The organism is Bradyrhizobium sp. USDA 4502, assembly GCF_054063355.1.
Genome location: NZ_JBSSGF010000001.1, coordinates 8,632,854 through 8,647,470 on the forward strand (window position 1 = coordinate 8,632,854; position 14,617 = coordinate 8,647,470).

Genomic DNA, 14,617 nt, shown 5'->3' on the forward strand with positions numbered 1-14,617 from the left:
GGCCGTCTGCACAAACGCGGCCCAATTTCGCTCCAATCAAAGGGCCTATGATAGCCCAGAGTGTTTTCGACAAGCGCCAGGCATCACCGATCACACATCCATGATTTCACGTCGTCATTTTCTGCGCGGGTTCGGCGGGTTGACCGCCGCCACCGCTTCGACCGCGGCCTATGGCTTGAGCGAGCCGGTCGTCCGCCTCGCGCTCACGCGCTACGATCTGTCGCCGCGGCAATGGCCGGCGGACTTTCCGCTCAAGATCGCCGCACTCGCCGACATCCACGCCTGCGATCCCTGGATGTCGCTCGATCGCATCGCTGAGATCGTCGAGCGGACGAACGCCCTGAACCCCGACATCATCGTACTGCTCGGCGACTATGTCGCGGGGCTACGCCACGTCACCCGCTTCATTCCGGCCTCCGACTGGGCCGCGGTGCTGAAGGGCCTGAAGGCGCCGCTCGGCGTGCACGCCGTGCTCGGCAACCACGACTACTGGGAAGACAAGGCGGTACAGCGCTTGGGGCGCGGCATCCCGCTGGCGCGCCGCGCGCTGGAGGGGGCGGGGATTCCGGTCTACGAGAACGACGCGGTGCGGCTCGCCAAGGACGGTCGTCCGTTCTGGCTCGCCGGTCTCGGTGACCAGCTCGCCTTCATGGCGGCGCGGCCCTATCGCCAGGTCACGCGCATCGGCGTCGACGATCTCAACGCGACGCTTGCCAAGGTCACAGACGACGCGCCGGTGATCCTGCTCGCGCATGAGCCCGACGTCGCGCTCCGGGTGCCCTCGCGTGTCGCGTTGCAGCTGTCCGGCCACACCCATGGCGGACAGGTCCGGCTGCTCGGCTGGTCGCCGGCAGTACCGGTGAAGCACGGCATGCGGCTCGCGTATGGCCATATCAAGCTGAAATGCGACGTCGTCGTCTCCGGTGGCCTCGGCTGCAGCATCATGCCGTTCCGCCTCGGCGTGCCGCCCGAGATCGTGCAGGTCACGCTCGGCGCAAAGGGGCCGGTGGTGTCCTGACTACGCTTGCGTGGGCGAGAGCTGCGCATCGGATGCGGGCCGACGGCGGTTCCGCCGAAAGTAACCGCTGTATCCGTTCCGGTTCCGGAGTGGCGCCTTTCGACATGGCCGCGATGAAGGATCGTAAGTTGCCGCATATTTCTGTGGGCGGTACCCTTCACCCTAAGGTAGCGGGAGGGATTGCGCAAAATGCAGGATTGGTATCCCAAGAAGCTCGTCGTCGGCGTTCAGGGGACGACAGGCACCTACGAGTTCATGAAAACCGTTTTCGGCCGGGAGCAGCCGTTCCGTTACGCCGAATTTGGAATCTACATGGCGGATACCGCAAGAAACGTCTGCCAGCTGTTTCCCGAGTGTGAGCTGCATCTTTTCGATTTCAACGATGCGGTCCAGCGCGCGGAGACAAAGCTCAGCGCCTACCCAAACAAGATCTCATATTTCGGCAACACCCAGAAGTTCAACGATTCCTACAACTGGTCTCTCATGAAGCTGATCAGGCAGTATGAGGGCGCTCCGATCTATGATTATTGCTTTCTCGACGGCGCGCATACGGTCGCAGTCGACGCTTTGAACTACTTCTTGTGCGACAAACTGCTCAAGGTTGGCGGTTACATGGATTTCGACGACTATGAATGGCGTCTGAGGGGATCGTCACTCGATCCGACGAAAATTCCGGCAATCGGCGATCAATATACCGATGAGCAGATCGACGCTTTTCAAGTCAAGATGATCGTTGACGACCTGGTCAGAACAGATCATCGGTACCAAGAGGTCGTCAGAAACAAGGTATTCCAGAAGGTCGCCTGATCCAGATCGCCAGCCGATCCCAAGATTTCCCGACCGTGCTTGCGTCGGCCGGCGATTTTGCGCAATACGAACCAAAGTCTTGCGCAATCGGGGGCTGCAAATGACCTCACCCATTCTCGACGGCCAGATCCGCGACGGCCGCCACCATATGCAGGTCCGCGTCTATTACGAAGACACCGATTTTTCCGGCATCGTCTATCACGCCAATTACCTGCGCTTCATGGAGCGCGGCCGCACCAATCATCTCCGCCTGATGGGCGCCGAGCAGCAGGCGCTGTTCGATGAAGCGCAGGAGGAGACCGGCGGCTTCGCCTTTGTCGTGCGCTCGATGACGCTCGACTTCCTCAAGCCGGCGCGGATGGACGACGTGCTCGACGTCGTGACCTGGCCGATCGCTGTGAAGGGCGCCTCCATCATGCTCGCTCAGGAAGTCCGGCGCGGCGATGACGTGCTTGTGAAGGCCGAGGTCCGCGTCGCCTTCATCAGCGGCGGCCGCGCGCAGCCGATTCCGAAGGCTATTCGCGCGCTGATGAAGGCCGATCTGTCTTAGAGCGTTTTCGAGCGAAGTGGGTACCGGTTCGCGTGAAGAAAACGCGTCAAAACAGGAATCCGGAGCCCCGTTCCGATACAACCGGAACGGAATAGGCTCCAGCTATCGGGCGATAAGAAACGACCCATCGACTCTGCGCGGCGCGGCGATAGATTTGCGCGTGACAAAACGCGATCAGATCGATCGCGTTTGTCTTACATTTCGAGCATGATCTTTTCGGAAAACCGCTTCACACTTTTCCGGATCATGCTTCAACCGCGAGGGATCGCCAATGTCACGCCCGCCGCTGCCACCCTTCACCCGCGAGACCGCCGCACAGAAAGCGCGCATGGCGGAGGACGCCTGGAATTCGCGCGACCCGGTTCGGGTTGCCGGCGCCTATACCGAGGACAGCCGCTGGCGCAACCGCTCCGAGGTGTTTCAGGGCCGCGAGGCGATCGTGGCCTTCCTGACCCGCAAATGGGAGAAGGAGCAGGAGTATCGCCTGATCAAGGATCTCTGGGCATTCGACGGCAACCGCATCGCGGTCCGCTTCCAGTACGAATGGCACGATGCCGGCGGCAACTGGTTTCGCTCCTACGGCAACGAGCAGTGGGAGTTCGACGAGCACGGCCTGATGCGCCGCCGCGAGGCCTCGATCAACGACATCGCGATCTCGGAGAAGGACCGCCGCTTCCACTGGCCCGCCCCGGGCCCGCGTCCGGCCGACGTGCCGGGGTTGGCGCAGGAGCCGTTCTGATCGGCTCTCGGTAGCCTTGAAGCCCGGATGGAGCGCAGCGAAATCCGGGACGATCTCTTGGAGTGCACCCACTCTCCTGTGGCAAGATCGATCCCGGATTGCGCTTCGCTCCATCCGGGCTACGGCGCGTTTGTGCCGGCTCGTCGAAAACGATTTGCGAGTCCCGATGAGGGGCGGTTTATTCTGGTCCGCGTTGCAACCTCACCGCGTCTGCCGGACCTCATTACATGCCAAATAAACGTTCTGCCGCCGTTGCGCTCGCAGGCTTCCTCCTCGCGACCGTCTTCATAGCCGTTGCTATCCAGCCAAGCGCAGCGAGGAATGAAATGCGCGGGGCCGATACTTGGGGGCGATGTTCAGACATCAGCTCGAGAGGTGTTGGAGGAGACCTCCACGCGTCGAAAGCGATGCAGCAAGTGTAAGGGTTGAGTTTATGATCGAGCTGACGCGAGAGGGCAGGCTCGATGGGCAACCTGTGGTGTTGCCAGGGAGCAAGCCGGCCACATCAGACTATGCTCAGGCTTATCAAAACAGTGCGCTGCGAGCGATCACTGAATGCCAGCCGTACACGTTGCCGGCGGAATACTAAGATGAGTGGAAGAAATTCCAGCTAGTCTTCATGGACGCGCCGCCTCCAGCCACACGAAAGGGGGAGCCTGCGGATGAGCTCTCCAACACCCGCAAGCTTTCGATTTGCCGAGGATGCTGACCGCGGCACCCCTTCACCTCGCCCCGCTTGCGGGGAGAGGTCGGATCGCATCGCAAGATGCGATCCGGGTGAGGGGGTACAGGTCTCACCGCATTCGCAACTCGCGGAAGCGGCCCCTCACCCAACCCTCTCCCCGTAAGAACGGGGAGAGGGAGAGAAGACAGTGCCTCCGTCGTAAGAAACCTTACGCCGCAGCCTTGTGCCGCGCGATCTCGGCCTTGTAGAGTTCGAACTCCTCCGCGATCGCCTTCGCGACCGAGGGCCGGGCGCGCAGGCGTTCGTAATAGGCCTTCAGCGCCGGCCATTTCGCGAGCTCGATCGGCGGCGTTGCCATGGTCCAGTTGATCACGGTGACGAGATAGCCGTCGGCGACGCTGAAGTGGTCGAGCAGGTACTCGCGGCCCTTCAGGTGGTTCTCGACATAGTCGAGCCGCGAGACGTATTTCTCCAGCGCATAGGTCTTGGCTTCCGGCGGCGCCTTCTTGTCGAGCAGCGGCAGGAACAGGCCCTTGTGCAGCTCGGTGCCGATGAAGCACAGCCATTGATGCAGCTTTGAACGCTCGGCGTTCGACGCCGTGCCGATGCCGGCGCGCGGAAACTGGTCGGCGACATATTGCAGGATCGCGGCGTTCTCGGTCAGCACGACGCCGTCGTCGGTGCGCAGCGTCGGCACCAGGCCGAGCGGGTTGACCTTGTTGAAGTCGGAGCCGTCGTTGCGCACCGCCTTGGTCTTCGGGTCGACCTCGAGATAGTTGGCCGGCTGGCCCGCTTCGTAGAGCGCGACGCGGGTCGCCATCGAGCAGGCGAGGGGCGAAAAATAAAGGTCCATGGGTGCCTCCAGTGTCTGGCGCGGGGGTCCGGCCGTTATTGATTTTTGTACTGTCTTGGATAATATTGGTGGCGTCAAGGAATTAAATGCGAAATGGTACAAAAAAGTAAGAGGCCGCCAACTGCTGCCAAAATCGCGGGGCCGGTCGCGCCGAAGCGCCGCGGGCGGCCGCGCGCCTATGAGCCCGATGTCGCGCTCGGCAAGGCGCTCGATCTGTTCCGGCGCGACGGCTTCGCCGCGACCTCGCTCGATGATCTGAGCGCTGCGACCGGCATGAACCGGCCGAGCCTTTATGGCGCGTTCGGCGACAAGCGCGAGCTCTACATCAAGAGCTACCAGCGCTATCGCGACGATGCGCGCGCCGCGATGGTCGATATCTTCCGCGCCGACGCGCCGCTGCGCGAGCGGCTCGAGCGCATCTATCGCATCGCGCTCGACATCTATCTCTCCGGCGAGTCCGGGCCCGCGCGGTTGCTTCACCGTGATGACGGCGGCGTCCGAGGCGGTGTCGGATCCGGACATCCGCACCATGGTGGTCGAGGGACTGACCGAGCTCGACAAGGCGTTCGGCATCTGCTTCCGCCATGCCAAGGAACGCGGCGAACTGCCTGAGGGGACCGATCCGGCGTCGCTGGCGCATCTGGCCTCTGCCACCATCCATACCATCGCGATCCGCGCCCGTGCCCGCGTGCCGCGCAAGGAGCTCGAGGCGATCGTGAAGGGTGCGATCGACGTGCTGTGCGGGGCGAAATAGCCGTCCAATTTTCTTGCCGGGCAAATGTCGGGCGCTGGCTTTCCCGCCCGTCTTCCGTAAGGTCTCCCCACTCACGGAAGCGGAACATCATGGGAAAAGTCAGGACTTCAGTATTCACGGTCTCGATCGACGGATTTGGCGCGGCGCTGAATCAGAGCCTCGAACATCCGTTCGGCGTCGGCGGCCTGACGCTGCCCGCGGCCTGGTTCTTCGAGACGCGCACCTTTCGCGCGATGACCGGCCAGGATGGCGGCACCACCGGTCTCGACGATGAGATCGCGCGCAAGTCGATGGAGGGGATCGGCGCCTGGATCCTGGGCCGCAACATGTTCGGCCCGATCCGCGGACCATGGCCGGATCATGCCTGGAAAGGCTGGTGGGGCGACAATCCGCCGTACCACACGCCGGTGTTCGTGCTGACCCATCACGCGCGGCCCGACATCGAGATGGAAGGCGGCACGACTTTTCACTTCGTGACCGACGGCATGCTCGCGGCGCTGGAGCGGGCGCGCGCGGTTGCCGGTGACAAGGACATCCGCGTCGGCGGCGGCGTCTCGGTGGTGCGTCAATTCCTGCAGGCGCGTCTGCTCGACGAGCTGCAATTGGTGCTGCCGCCGGTCGTGCTCGGCGCCGGTGAGAGTTTGTTCGCGGGCCTCGATCTGCCTGCCCTCGGCTACGCCGTCGTCTCGCATGTCGCGAGCCCGCACGCGACCCACGTCACCTTCGCGCGCAAGGCGTCTTAGTCAGCCGTGCATCTTGTCCGTCGAGCGAAGCGAAGCATTGCTTCGTCGCTTCAGCGCAAAATTGCTTTGCAATTTTGTCGCGAGCTCCCCGCAATGACGTTCAAGCGCGATTCCGCATCGCCGGTTTCGTAGCCCGGATGGAGCGTAGCGCAATCCGGGAGCGGTTTGTCCGGCGCAAAGAACCCCGGATTTCGCTTCGCTGCATCCGGGCTACGCGCCGGTGCTAATACCCCCGCTTGCGATCGACGAGGTTCTCCAGCGCGCCGCCGGCCTCGAAGCGCGCGATCTGCTGCGCGACATATTTCGAGATCTCGTCGGCGTCGGTGTCGGCGGCGTTGTGCGGCGTCAGCACCACCTTCGGATGGCTCCAGAACGGGCTCGCCTCGGGCAGCGGCTCGGTCTCGAAGACGTCGAGCGAGGCGGCGCCCAGCGTGCCTTCATCGAGCGCGCGCAGGATGTCGGCCTCGTTCTGCAGGCCGCCGCGGCCGGCATTGATGATGACGGGCGCGCCGAGCGGGCTGTTGCGGTTCAGCTTCGCGAACGCGTCGCGGTTGAGCACGTGCCTTGTGTCCGGCGTCAGCGGCAGCAGGCAGACCAGGATGTTGGTCTCGCGCAGGAATGCGTCGAGCCCGTCCGCGCCGTGATAGCAGGCGATGCCGTCGATCCGCTTCTCGCTGCGGCTCCAGCCGACGACGCGGAAGCCGAGCGCGCGCAGTGCCTGCGCCGAGGCGGCACCGAGGGTGCCGAGCCCCATGACGCCGACGGTGATCGCGCTCGCCGCCCACTGATAGTCCGGCGCCCAGCGCTTCACCCGCTGCGACTCCCGCAGATAGAGCTCCTGGCGGTGATGCATCAGAACGTGCAGCACGACATATTCGGTCATGCGGTCGGTGAGATCGGAGACCGCGACCCGCACCAGCGGCACGTCGGGCAGCGAGCGATCGGCCATCAGCGCGTCGACCCCGGCGCCGAGATTGAAGATGACGCGCAGGTTCTTGAATGCCGCGAGCTCGCCCGGCTTCGGCTTCCACACCGCGGCGTAATGTACCTCGGCGGGATCGAGCGCGCCGTCCGGCAGCAGCACCACGCGGCGGTTCGGGCAGACCGCGTCGAACCGCGCCTTCCAGCGCGCCGACGACCAGTTTTCCGAGCCGCCATTGATCAGCAGCGCGAGCGCGCCCTTACTCATCCCGATACCTCCAACGTCTATGTGATGCATGTCACAGAGCGGGTCCGGCCCGCTCTCATCTCCTGCCATCAACAGGGGAGAACTTCCATGCGCAAACTGATCCTGGCGTGGGCTTTCATCCGCGCCGCCGGCGCCACGGCCCACGCCCGTGCTCGTAAACGCTGACGCGCCGGCTGAGGCTCAACCGAAGGTTGCTCCAACGCAGGGCGAGGCCCGGTCGGCCCGATCGCAGGCTCAGGCGCAACCCGTGGCGCCTCCACGGCAGCAGGCGTCCTGTCCGGTGACGAGGAGCCACGTCCGCCATCGCGAGAGCGATGAAGCCAAGGCGCGCCGGATCGCCGCCCGCTACGGCGTCTATCGGCAACCGCACGTTCATCGCCGCCGCGACAAACGTCCCGTCCGTCGAAGCGCGCCATGGAGCCGCGATCAAAATTCACCGTCGGCATCCGGAACCTAAATTTCTTTCGCGCCCCCTGTCGGCAGCGGGCATAATCGTTCGTTCTTGCAATGAACGGAGATGCCTTTTCGATGCTGTACGCCATCCTCTGCTATCATGACGAAGACATGGTCGGCTCCTGGAGCAAGGAACACGACGCCTCCGTCATGCAGAAACTGTCCGTCGTGCAGGACAAGCTCGCCAAGCAGGGCAAGCTCGGCCCGGTGGCGCGGCTGTTGCCGACCACCGCGGCGACCACGCTGCGCAAGGAAAACCCGCCGCTGGTGCTGGACGGCCCGTTCGCCGAAACCAAGGAACAGCTGCTCGGCTTCTATCTGGTCGAGGGCAAGAACCTCGACGAGGTGCTCGACATCGCGCGCGACCTTGGCGAGGCCAATCCCGGCGGCACCTATGAGATCCGCCCGGTCGGCTACTTCAATCAGGGAGGTACCAAGGCGTGAGCGTGACCGACACCGCCTGGATCGATGCTGCGTTGACGTCCGCGCGTCCCCAGGCGGTCGGCGCCCTGCTGCGCTACTTCCGCAATCTCGACACCGCCGAGGAGGCGTTCCAGAACGCCTGCCTGCGGGCGCTCAAGAGCTGGCCGCAGAACGGCCCGCCGCGCGATCCCGCGGCGTGGCTGATCATGGTCGGCCGCAACGTCGCGATCGACGAGGTCCGCCGCAACAAGAAGCAGCAGCCGCTGCCCGAGGACGACCAGGCGATCTCCGACCTCGACGACGCCGAGGACGAGATCGCCGAGCGGCTCGACGGCTCGCATTACCGCGACGACATCCTGCGGCTGCTGTTCATCTGCTGTCACAAGGATCTGCCGGCGACGCAGCAGATCGCGCTCGCGCTGCGCATCGTCTCAGGTCTTACGGTGAAGCAGATCGCGCGCGCCTTCCTGGTCTCGGAAGCGGCGATGGAGCAGCGCATCACGCGAGCCAAGGCGCGCGTCGCCGATGCCAACGTGCCGTTCGAGACGCCTGGCGCGGTCGAGCGCAGCGAGCGGCTCGCCTCGGTCGCGGCGATGATCTATCTGATCTTCAACGAGGGCTATTCGGCGAGCGGCGACACCGCCGAAATCCGCGCGCCGCTGTGCGAGGAGGCGATTCGCCTCGCCCGCCTGCTGCTGCGGCTGTTCCAGAGCGAGCCCGAGATCATGGGGCTGACGGCGCTGCTGTTGTTGCAGCATGCCCGCGCCGAGGCGCGCTTCGACGCCGATGGCCAGGTGATCCTGCTCGACGACCAGGACCGCAGGCTGTGGAATCAGAAGCAGATCGCCGAGGGCCTCGCGCTGATCGACAAGGCGATGCGCCACCGCCGCAGCGGGCCCTATCAGGTGCAGGCGGCGATCGCGGCGCTGCATGCCCGCGCGGAAAAGCCCGAGGATACCGACTGGACCCAGATCGACCTGCTGTACGGCGCGCTCGAGGTCATGCAGCCGTCGCCGGTGATCACGCTCAACCGCGCCGTTGCGGTCTCCAAGGTAAAGGGGCCGGAAGCCGCGCTCGAGATGATCGAGCCCTTGGCGCCGCGGCTTGCCAACTACTTCCACTATTTCGGCGTCCGCGGCGCCTTCCTGATGCAGCTCGGCCGCAACGAGGACGCCCGCATCGCCTTCGACCGCGCCATCGCGCTCGCCAACACCACCGCCGAAGCCGCCCATATCCGCATGCACATCGACCGCCTGATGCGCGACAGCCAGCCGCGCAACGCGAAGGCGAAGTAGCGGTCAGCAACAGCGCACCGGCATACTCGCTGCACCTCCCCCGCAAGCGCAGGGCTATCGCATATGGCTGTCGGCCATGACGACGTGGAAACGTCGCTTGCAGAAGCGCGCGAATGCCAAATGCCCGCCGGGGGCGAGCGTGCGTCTGGGTGATTTCGGAATATTGGAAAACTATCCCTGAGTTGCCCGACGTGTCAAGTAGCCCGGTCGGACGCCGGCCACCGCCGGCTACTTTGCATGGGGTTGTTTTCGATATTTTGGCAACGCGCCTCCCCCGCGAGCGTCCCGCAAGCGGGAGAGGGAGCTCAATCCCGTCGCGGCTCTCAATCGACTCTACCTGACAGCGCTTCCGAAAAAATCTTCGCCCGCCTTGTCGGCCGCGTACTCCGCCGTTCGTCATGAAGGCAGAGAGCATCACCAAGCGTTACGGAGCCTGTCATGCCGACGATCGTCGACACCGAAGTCTCAAAGCCCGCCCGCATCGCCGGCCGCGTCATGAGCGGCGTGGTCGTCTTGTTCCTGCTGTTCGACGGCGCGATCAAGCTGGTGCCGTTGTCGGTCGTCACCGAGACCATGGACAGGATGGGCTTCGGCGCGAGCGATGCGCTGGCGCGTAGCCTCGGCATCATCACCATCGTTTGCACGCTGCTCTACTCGGTGCCGCCGACCTCGATCCTCGGCGCCATCCTGCTCACCGGCTATCTCGGCGGCGCGATCGCATCGCATGTGCGGATCGGCAGCCCGCTGTTCACCCACACGCTGTTCGGGCTCTATCCCGGCCTGATGCTGTGGGGCGGGCTCTATCTGCGCGACGGCAATCTGCGCGCAATGCTTCCATTTCGCCGGTGAGGTATTGTTCAATCCATCCCTGTGGAGACTGACATGTTGGAGACCATTGCCATCATCGCGATTGTCCTCGGCGTCGCGATCGCCGTCATCCTCATCCTCGCGGCGACCAAGCCGGGCACGCTCCGCGTCACGCGTGCGATCAGCATCAACGCGCCGGCCGAGCGGATCTTTCCATTGATCGACGATTTCCATCAGTGGACGCTCTGGTCACCCTACGAGAACCGGGATCCGGCCATGAAGCGCATCTACAGCGGCGCCGGGCGCGGGCAGGGTGCGGCCTACGCCTGGGACGGCAACAAGAATGTCGGCGCCGGCCGCATGGAGATCCTGCAATCCTCCGCGCCGTCGAAGATCGTCATCAAGCTCGACTTCATCAAGCCGTTCGAAGGCCATAACACTGCCGAGTTCACAATGCTGCCGCAGGGAAATGCGACCAGCGTCACATGGACCATGTATGGTCCGGCCGTCTTCATGTCGAAGGTGATGCAGGTGTTCATGAACCTGGATCGCATGATCGGCAGGGATTTCGAGGTCGGTCTCGCCAATCTGAAGAAACTGACTGAAAAGTAGCGCGTTTTCGAACGAGGTGGTTACCGGTTCGTGTCAGGAAAACGCGTCAAGATGACAATCCGGAGCCCTCGTTCCGGTACCACCGGGGCGAGGCTCGAATGACCCAAGGGAGCATGCGATGCAGGTCAACCCCTATCTCTCCTACGACGGCAATTGCGGCGCCGCGCTGAAATTCTACGAGAAGGTTCTCGGCGCGCGGATCGAGGAAACCTTCCCCTATGGCGAGGGCAGTGCGGAGATGCAGACGCCGCCCGGCTGGAAGGACAAGATCATGCACGCCCGCCTCACGATCGACGGCGAGATCATCATGGTCTCCGACGCCCCGCCCGGCCACTTCCAGAAGCCGCAGGGCTTCCACGTCGCGTTGCAGGTCGAGGATCCCGCGGAGGCCGAACGCCGCTTCAAGGCGCTGTCAGAGGGCGGCACGGTGACGATGCCGTTCGGCAAGACCTTCTTCTCCAACGGCTTCGGCATGTGCATCGATCAGTTCGGCATCCCCTGGATGGTGAACTGCCCGCAGGGGATGTAGGCACGGACGTTCCGTCCGCTCGCGCTGACGGAGATGGTGTGTGCCGCGCTATCCACGTCATTGCGAGCCAGCGGGTCGCGCGTAAGCGCGCCCGATGACAGGCTCCGCGAAGCAATCCTTCGCTCCGCAAGCGGGGACATGGATTGCTTTGTCGCTTCGCTCCTCGCAATGACGGTGTAAATTTGCCGCTACCTGCACCGCGGATAGATCGCCGCGAGCTCGCGGCCGCGCAGCAATAGCAGGCGCGAGGTCAGGCCGCCGCGGCGGGCGATCCAGCCGCGCACCGGTGCTGGATAGGCTTGCAGCACCGCCACGGACGCTTCCGGCTCTGCATAGGTGCGGCCGCGCTGGTCGATCGAGCGCGCGGCGTGGAAGCCGAGCACGGCGCGCCGCGTCACGCAGATGCGGTCGCCTGGCACCATCGAGAGCACCAGGGTGCAGGCCGACAGGCAGGGCCCGTCGATCACGACGCGCTCGCCCGATTCGCGCACCTTGTCGAACAGTTCGATGAACGGGCCGACCTGCCCGCCGGGGCTGGCGAGGATACGAACATCTGCTTGCGCGCAGCTAACCGTTGCGCAGAGAGCTGCCGCCGCGACAAGTATTTTCATGCGCGCAATCCCTGCCACGATGCGATCGAGGTGCCGCCGCATCTCAAGCCGGAAGGCTCGCGCCGGAATGGGGCATCGTCAAGACCGATGTCCCGGTCGCGACAGCAGGTGGCTCAGGCCGCGCGGTTCTTGAGCGCCCCCACGATCGCAGTGAGCACAGCGCCGGCAACGCCGCCGCCGGCGACCTGGCCGATGATGCTGCCGATGTCAGGCGTCGCGCCGGAATTGGCGAGCAGCGGGATCAGCATGCCCAGAAGCTGTCCGCCCGCGCCGCCGCCGATGGCGCCTGCGATGGTGTTACCGAGCGTGCCGAGATCGATGTTCTTGGCCGCTCCCGCCGCGACATTGCCGCCGACGGCTCCGCTGATGACCTGAATGATCAGATTGATGAGAACGCCCGACATGAGGTGATTTCTCCCCGGTATCTGGTTCAGCACGGCTGAGACGCCGGCCGGCATCCCACCGCCGCGAAGGTTAGGCCTCCAGCGCGCAGAGGTCATGCTGCACACGCGAAGATTGTCGACCCGCGCCGACGCTATGCACCGGCTTTTTTGAGGGAACCCTCCGGCTCTCCCGGGAGCCTCAGTCCGCGCCGGAGACGCCGGCCTCGGCAAAGGTCGCCATGCCGCCATGACAGGCGAGCGCCGCGCGCAACAGCAGGATCGCAACCCCCGCGCCGGAGCCTTCGCCGAGCCGCATGTTAAGGTCGAGCAAGGGGGCGAGCTCGAGCTCGCGCAGCAATTCGCGGTGGCCAAGCTCGGCCGACACATGTCCGGCGCGGCAATGCGCGAGGCTATCGGGCGCAAGCCGCGCCAGCGGCAGCACCGCCGCTGTCGCCACGAAGCCGTCGAGCAGCACCGGAATGCAGCGTGCGCGCGCTGCCAGCACGGCCCCCGCGATCGCCGCGAGCTCGCGTCCGCCGAGCGACATCGCGGTGACGAACGGATCGTCGATCGCGCCGCGATGCAGCTTGAGCGCCGCATCGATCGTGGTGCGCTTGCGTATCAGCCCGGCATCGTCGACGCCGGTGCCGCGGCCGGCCCAACGCACTCCGCGCCCGCCCATCAAGGCCGCGCACAGCGTCGCGGCGACCGTGGTGTTGGCGATGCCCATCTCGCCGACCACGAGCAGATCGCATTGCTCGGGCACCGTGCGCCAGCCGGTATCGAGCGCGACGAGGAAATCGGCGGCGTCCATCGCCGGTCCGGTCGTGAAATCGCGGGTCGGGCGCGCCAGCTCGAGCGGCTCGACGCGCAGCTCGGCACCGGCAAGCCTGGCGATCTGGTTGATCGCAGCGCCGCCGGCGGCGAAGTTCGCCACCATTTGCGCGGTGACCTCGGAGGGATAGGCTGAAACGCCGCGCTCGGCGATGCCGTGATTGCCGGCGAACACGGCGATGGTGACGTGGTCGAGCCGGGGCATCTCGCGCCGCTGCCAGCGCGCCAGCCAGATCGCAACCTCTTCCAGGCGGCCGAGGCTTCCCGGCGGCTTGGTCAGGTTCTGCTGGCGCTGCGTGGCGGCCGCGGCACTGGCCTCGTCGCCCTGCGGCAGGTTGCGACAAAAGCCGCGGATGTCGTCTAGAGTACTGAACTGCATGCGATTCCCTCGTCGAGCGGGCCGCAAGCTAACGCATGATCCGGAAAAGTGTGAAGCGGTTTTCCCTCGCGACAAATGCGTAGCATTTGCGTGGAGATCATGCCCTAACAGGAAGCCAAAGCGCGATGAGATCGAGCCCGATCTCGTCGCGCTTTAGCCCAATTTCCAGGCCTTCACCATGAATCAATGGCTCGACGAGCTCAGGACCGCCACCGCCTTCCTGACCCGCCTGCCGATGTCGCATCCGGACGGCGCGCGGCCGGAGAGCTTTGCCCGGGCGCAGCGGCTGTTTCCCCTGGTCGGGGCCGCCATCGGGGCGGCGATCGGCCTGTTTTGCCTGCTGCTGCGGGCGATCGGTGTGCCGGATCTGGCCGCCGCCGCGCTCGCGCTCGGCGGCGGTGCGCTGCTCACCGGCGCGCTGCATGAGGACGGGCTCGCCGATGTCGCCGACGGGTTCGGCGGCGGCCGCGATGTCGCGGCCAAGCTCGAGATCATGCGCGACAGCCGGCTCGGCACCTATGGCGCGCTGGCGCTGGTGGTGAGCTTTGCCGCCAAGCTCGCGGCGCTGGCTGCACTTCCGAACGGATTTGTGGTGCAGAGCCTGATATCTGCGCACGCGCTGGGCCGCGGCGTGCTGCCATGGATCGCGATCAGCCTGCCCTATGCGCGCAAGGACGGGCTCGCCGCCAATGCCGGTAGGCCCGATGGGACAATTGCCGTGGTCGCGGCCGGCCTGGCGCTGCTGATCGCAGTCCTCGCCTTGCCGTTCGGCAGCGCGCTGCTGGCGGCGATCGCGGCCGGTGCGAGCGCACTGGTCATGGTGCTCGCGGCAAAGCGGCAGATCGGCGGCCAGACCGGCGATGTGCTCGGCGGCGCCGAGCAGGTCGCGGAGACTGCGATTCTGGTGTTGCTTGCGGCGCGGTTAGGTTAGGGCGTTTTCGAGCGAAGTGGAT

At 65.0% G+C, this 14,617-nt stretch carries 16 protein-coding genes and 1 pseudogene; 12 read left to right on the forward strand and 5 right to left on the reverse strand.

Going from position 1 to position 14,617, the window contains the following annotated elements; translation table 11 throughout:
- The first annotated feature begins 100 nt into the window (after positions 1 to 100).
- From ACVW1B_RS40260 to ACVW1B_RS40275, 4 genes are all read left to right on the forward strand, one after another.
- Positions 101 to 1,018, forward strand: a complete 918-nt coding sequence (locus ACVW1B_RS40260; protein WP_253604531.1) for a metallophosphoesterase — start codon at positions 101 to 103, stop codon at positions 1,016 to 1,018.
- A 189-nt stretch (positions 1,019 to 1,207) separates the two neighbouring features.
- On the forward strand, positions 1,208 to 1,825 hold the full coding sequence (locus tag ACVW1B_RS40265; protein ID WP_076825032.1) for a hypothetical protein: 618 nt from the start codon (positions 1,208 to 1,210) through the stop codon (positions 1,823 to 1,825).
- Positions 1,826 to 1,925: 100 nt separating this feature from the next.
- Entirely contained in the window at positions 1,926 to 2,375 is a 450-nt protein-coding gene (gene ybgC, locus ACVW1B_RS40270; RefSeq protein WP_253604529.1) for a tol-pal system-associated acyl-CoA thioesterase, read from the forward strand.
- Between the two features lie 271 nt (positions 2,376 to 2,646).
- Positions 2,647 to 3,114: a nuclear transport factor 2 family protein gene (locus tag ACVW1B_RS40275; protein WP_456777779.1), complete on the forward strand. Its 468-nt coding sequence runs from the start codon at positions 2,647 to 2,649 to the stop codon at positions 3,112 to 3,114.
- A gap of 893 nt (positions 3,115 to 4,007) precedes the next feature.
- On the opposite strand, the gene ACVW1B_RS40280 is transcribed toward ACVW1B_RS40275, so the two are convergent.
- Positions 4,008 to 4,652, reverse strand: coding sequence for a glutathione binding-like protein (locus tag ACVW1B_RS40280; RefSeq protein WP_456777778.1), 645 nt, complete (start codon positions 4,650 to 4,652; stop codon positions 4,008 to 4,010).
- Positions 4,653 to 4,745: 93 nt separating this feature from the next.
- Here ACVW1B_RS40280 and ACVW1B_RS40285 point away from each other — a divergent pair.
- Positions 4,746 to 5,406: pseudogene (locus ACVW1B_RS40285) on the forward strand (TetR/AcrR family transcriptional regulator).
- A gap of 89 nt (positions 5,407 to 5,495) precedes the next feature.
- Entirely contained in the window at positions 5,496 to 6,149 is a 654-nt protein-coding gene (locus tag ACVW1B_RS40290; RefSeq protein WP_456777776.1) for a dihydrofolate reductase family protein, read from the forward strand.
- Between the two features lie 223 nt (positions 6,150 to 6,372).
- Here ACVW1B_RS40290 and ACVW1B_RS40295 read toward each other — a convergent pair whose 3' ends face one another.
- Positions 6,373 to 7,338, reverse strand: coding sequence for a 2-hydroxyacid dehydrogenase (locus tag ACVW1B_RS40295; RefSeq protein WP_456822910.1), 966 nt, complete (start codon positions 7,336 to 7,338; stop codon positions 6,373 to 6,375).
- A gap of 528 nt (positions 7,339 to 7,866) precedes the next feature.
- Here ACVW1B_RS40295 and ACVW1B_RS40300 point away from each other — a divergent pair.
- The 5 genes from ACVW1B_RS40300 (at position 7,867) to ACVW1B_RS40320 (ending at position 11,457) form a co-directional block, all read left to right on the forward strand.
- The gene (locus ACVW1B_RS40300; protein WP_028332829.1) at positions 7,867 to 8,235 is read left to right on the forward strand and encodes a YciI family protein; all 369 of its coding nucleotides are present in this window, start codon (positions 7,867 to 7,869) and stop codon (positions 8,233 to 8,235) included.
- Positions 8,232 to 9,509, forward strand: a complete 1,278-nt coding sequence (locus tag ACVW1B_RS40305) for an RNA polymerase sigma factor (RefSeq protein WP_253604511.1) — start codon at positions 8,232 to 8,234, stop codon at positions 9,507 to 9,509. Before ACVW1B_RS40300 ends, ACVW1B_RS40305 begins: the two co-directional genes overlap by 4 nt.
- Positions 9,510 to 9,947: 438 nt before the next feature.
- Positions 9,948 to 10,358 carry a DoxX family protein gene (locus ACVW1B_RS40310; protein ID WP_456822911.1) on the forward strand — a complete coding sequence of 137 codons (411 nt, stop codon included), beginning with the start codon at positions 9,948 to 9,950 and terminating at the stop codon, positions 10,356 to 10,358.
- 33 nt (positions 10,359 to 10,391) lie between these two features.
- The gene (locus tag ACVW1B_RS40315; RefSeq protein WP_456777774.1) at positions 10,392 to 10,928 is read left to right on the forward strand and encodes an SRPBCC family protein; all 537 of its coding nucleotides are present in this window, start codon (positions 10,392 to 10,394) and stop codon (positions 10,926 to 10,928) included.
- Positions 10,929 to 11,046: 118 nt separating this feature from the next.
- Positions 11,047 to 11,457 carry a VOC family protein gene (locus tag ACVW1B_RS40320; protein WP_225647897.1) on the forward strand — a complete coding sequence of 137 codons (411 nt, stop codon included), beginning with the start codon at positions 11,047 to 11,049 and terminating at the stop codon, positions 11,455 to 11,457.
- Between the two features lie 188 nt (positions 11,458 to 11,645).
- Here ACVW1B_RS40320 and ACVW1B_RS40325 read toward each other — a convergent pair whose 3' ends face one another.
- From ACVW1B_RS40325 to cobT, 3 genes are all read right to left on the reverse strand, one after another.
- Positions 11,646 to 12,068: a S49 family peptidase domain-containing protein gene (locus ACVW1B_RS40325; protein WP_057016263.1), complete on the reverse strand. Its 423-nt coding sequence runs from the start codon at positions 12,066 to 12,068 to the stop codon at positions 11,646 to 11,648.
- A 113-nt stretch (positions 12,069 to 12,181) separates the two neighbouring features.
- The gene (locus tag ACVW1B_RS40330) at positions 12,182 to 12,472 is read right to left on the reverse strand and encodes a hypothetical protein (protein ID WP_016842535.1); all 291 of its coding nucleotides are present in this window, start codon (positions 12,470 to 12,472) and stop codon (positions 12,182 to 12,184) included.
- Between the two features lie 178 nt (positions 12,473 to 12,650).
- Positions 12,651 to 13,664 carry a nicotinate-nucleotide--dimethylbenzimidazole phosphoribosyltransferase gene (gene cobT / locus ACVW1B_RS40335; RefSeq protein WP_456822912.1) on the reverse strand — a complete coding sequence of 338 codons (1,014 nt, stop codon included), beginning with the start codon at positions 13,662 to 13,664 and terminating at the stop codon, positions 12,651 to 12,653.
- A gap of 178 nt (positions 13,665 to 13,842) precedes the next feature.
- Here cobT and cobS point away from each other — a divergent pair, with 178 nt between their 5' ends.
- Complete coding sequence (gene cobS / locus ACVW1B_RS40340; protein WP_456777772.1) at positions 13,843 to 14,595, forward strand: adenosylcobinamide-GDP ribazoletransferase; 753 nt, start codon at positions 13,843 to 13,845, stop codon at positions 14,593 to 14,595.
- Positions 14,596 to 14,617 lie beyond the last annotated feature (22 nt).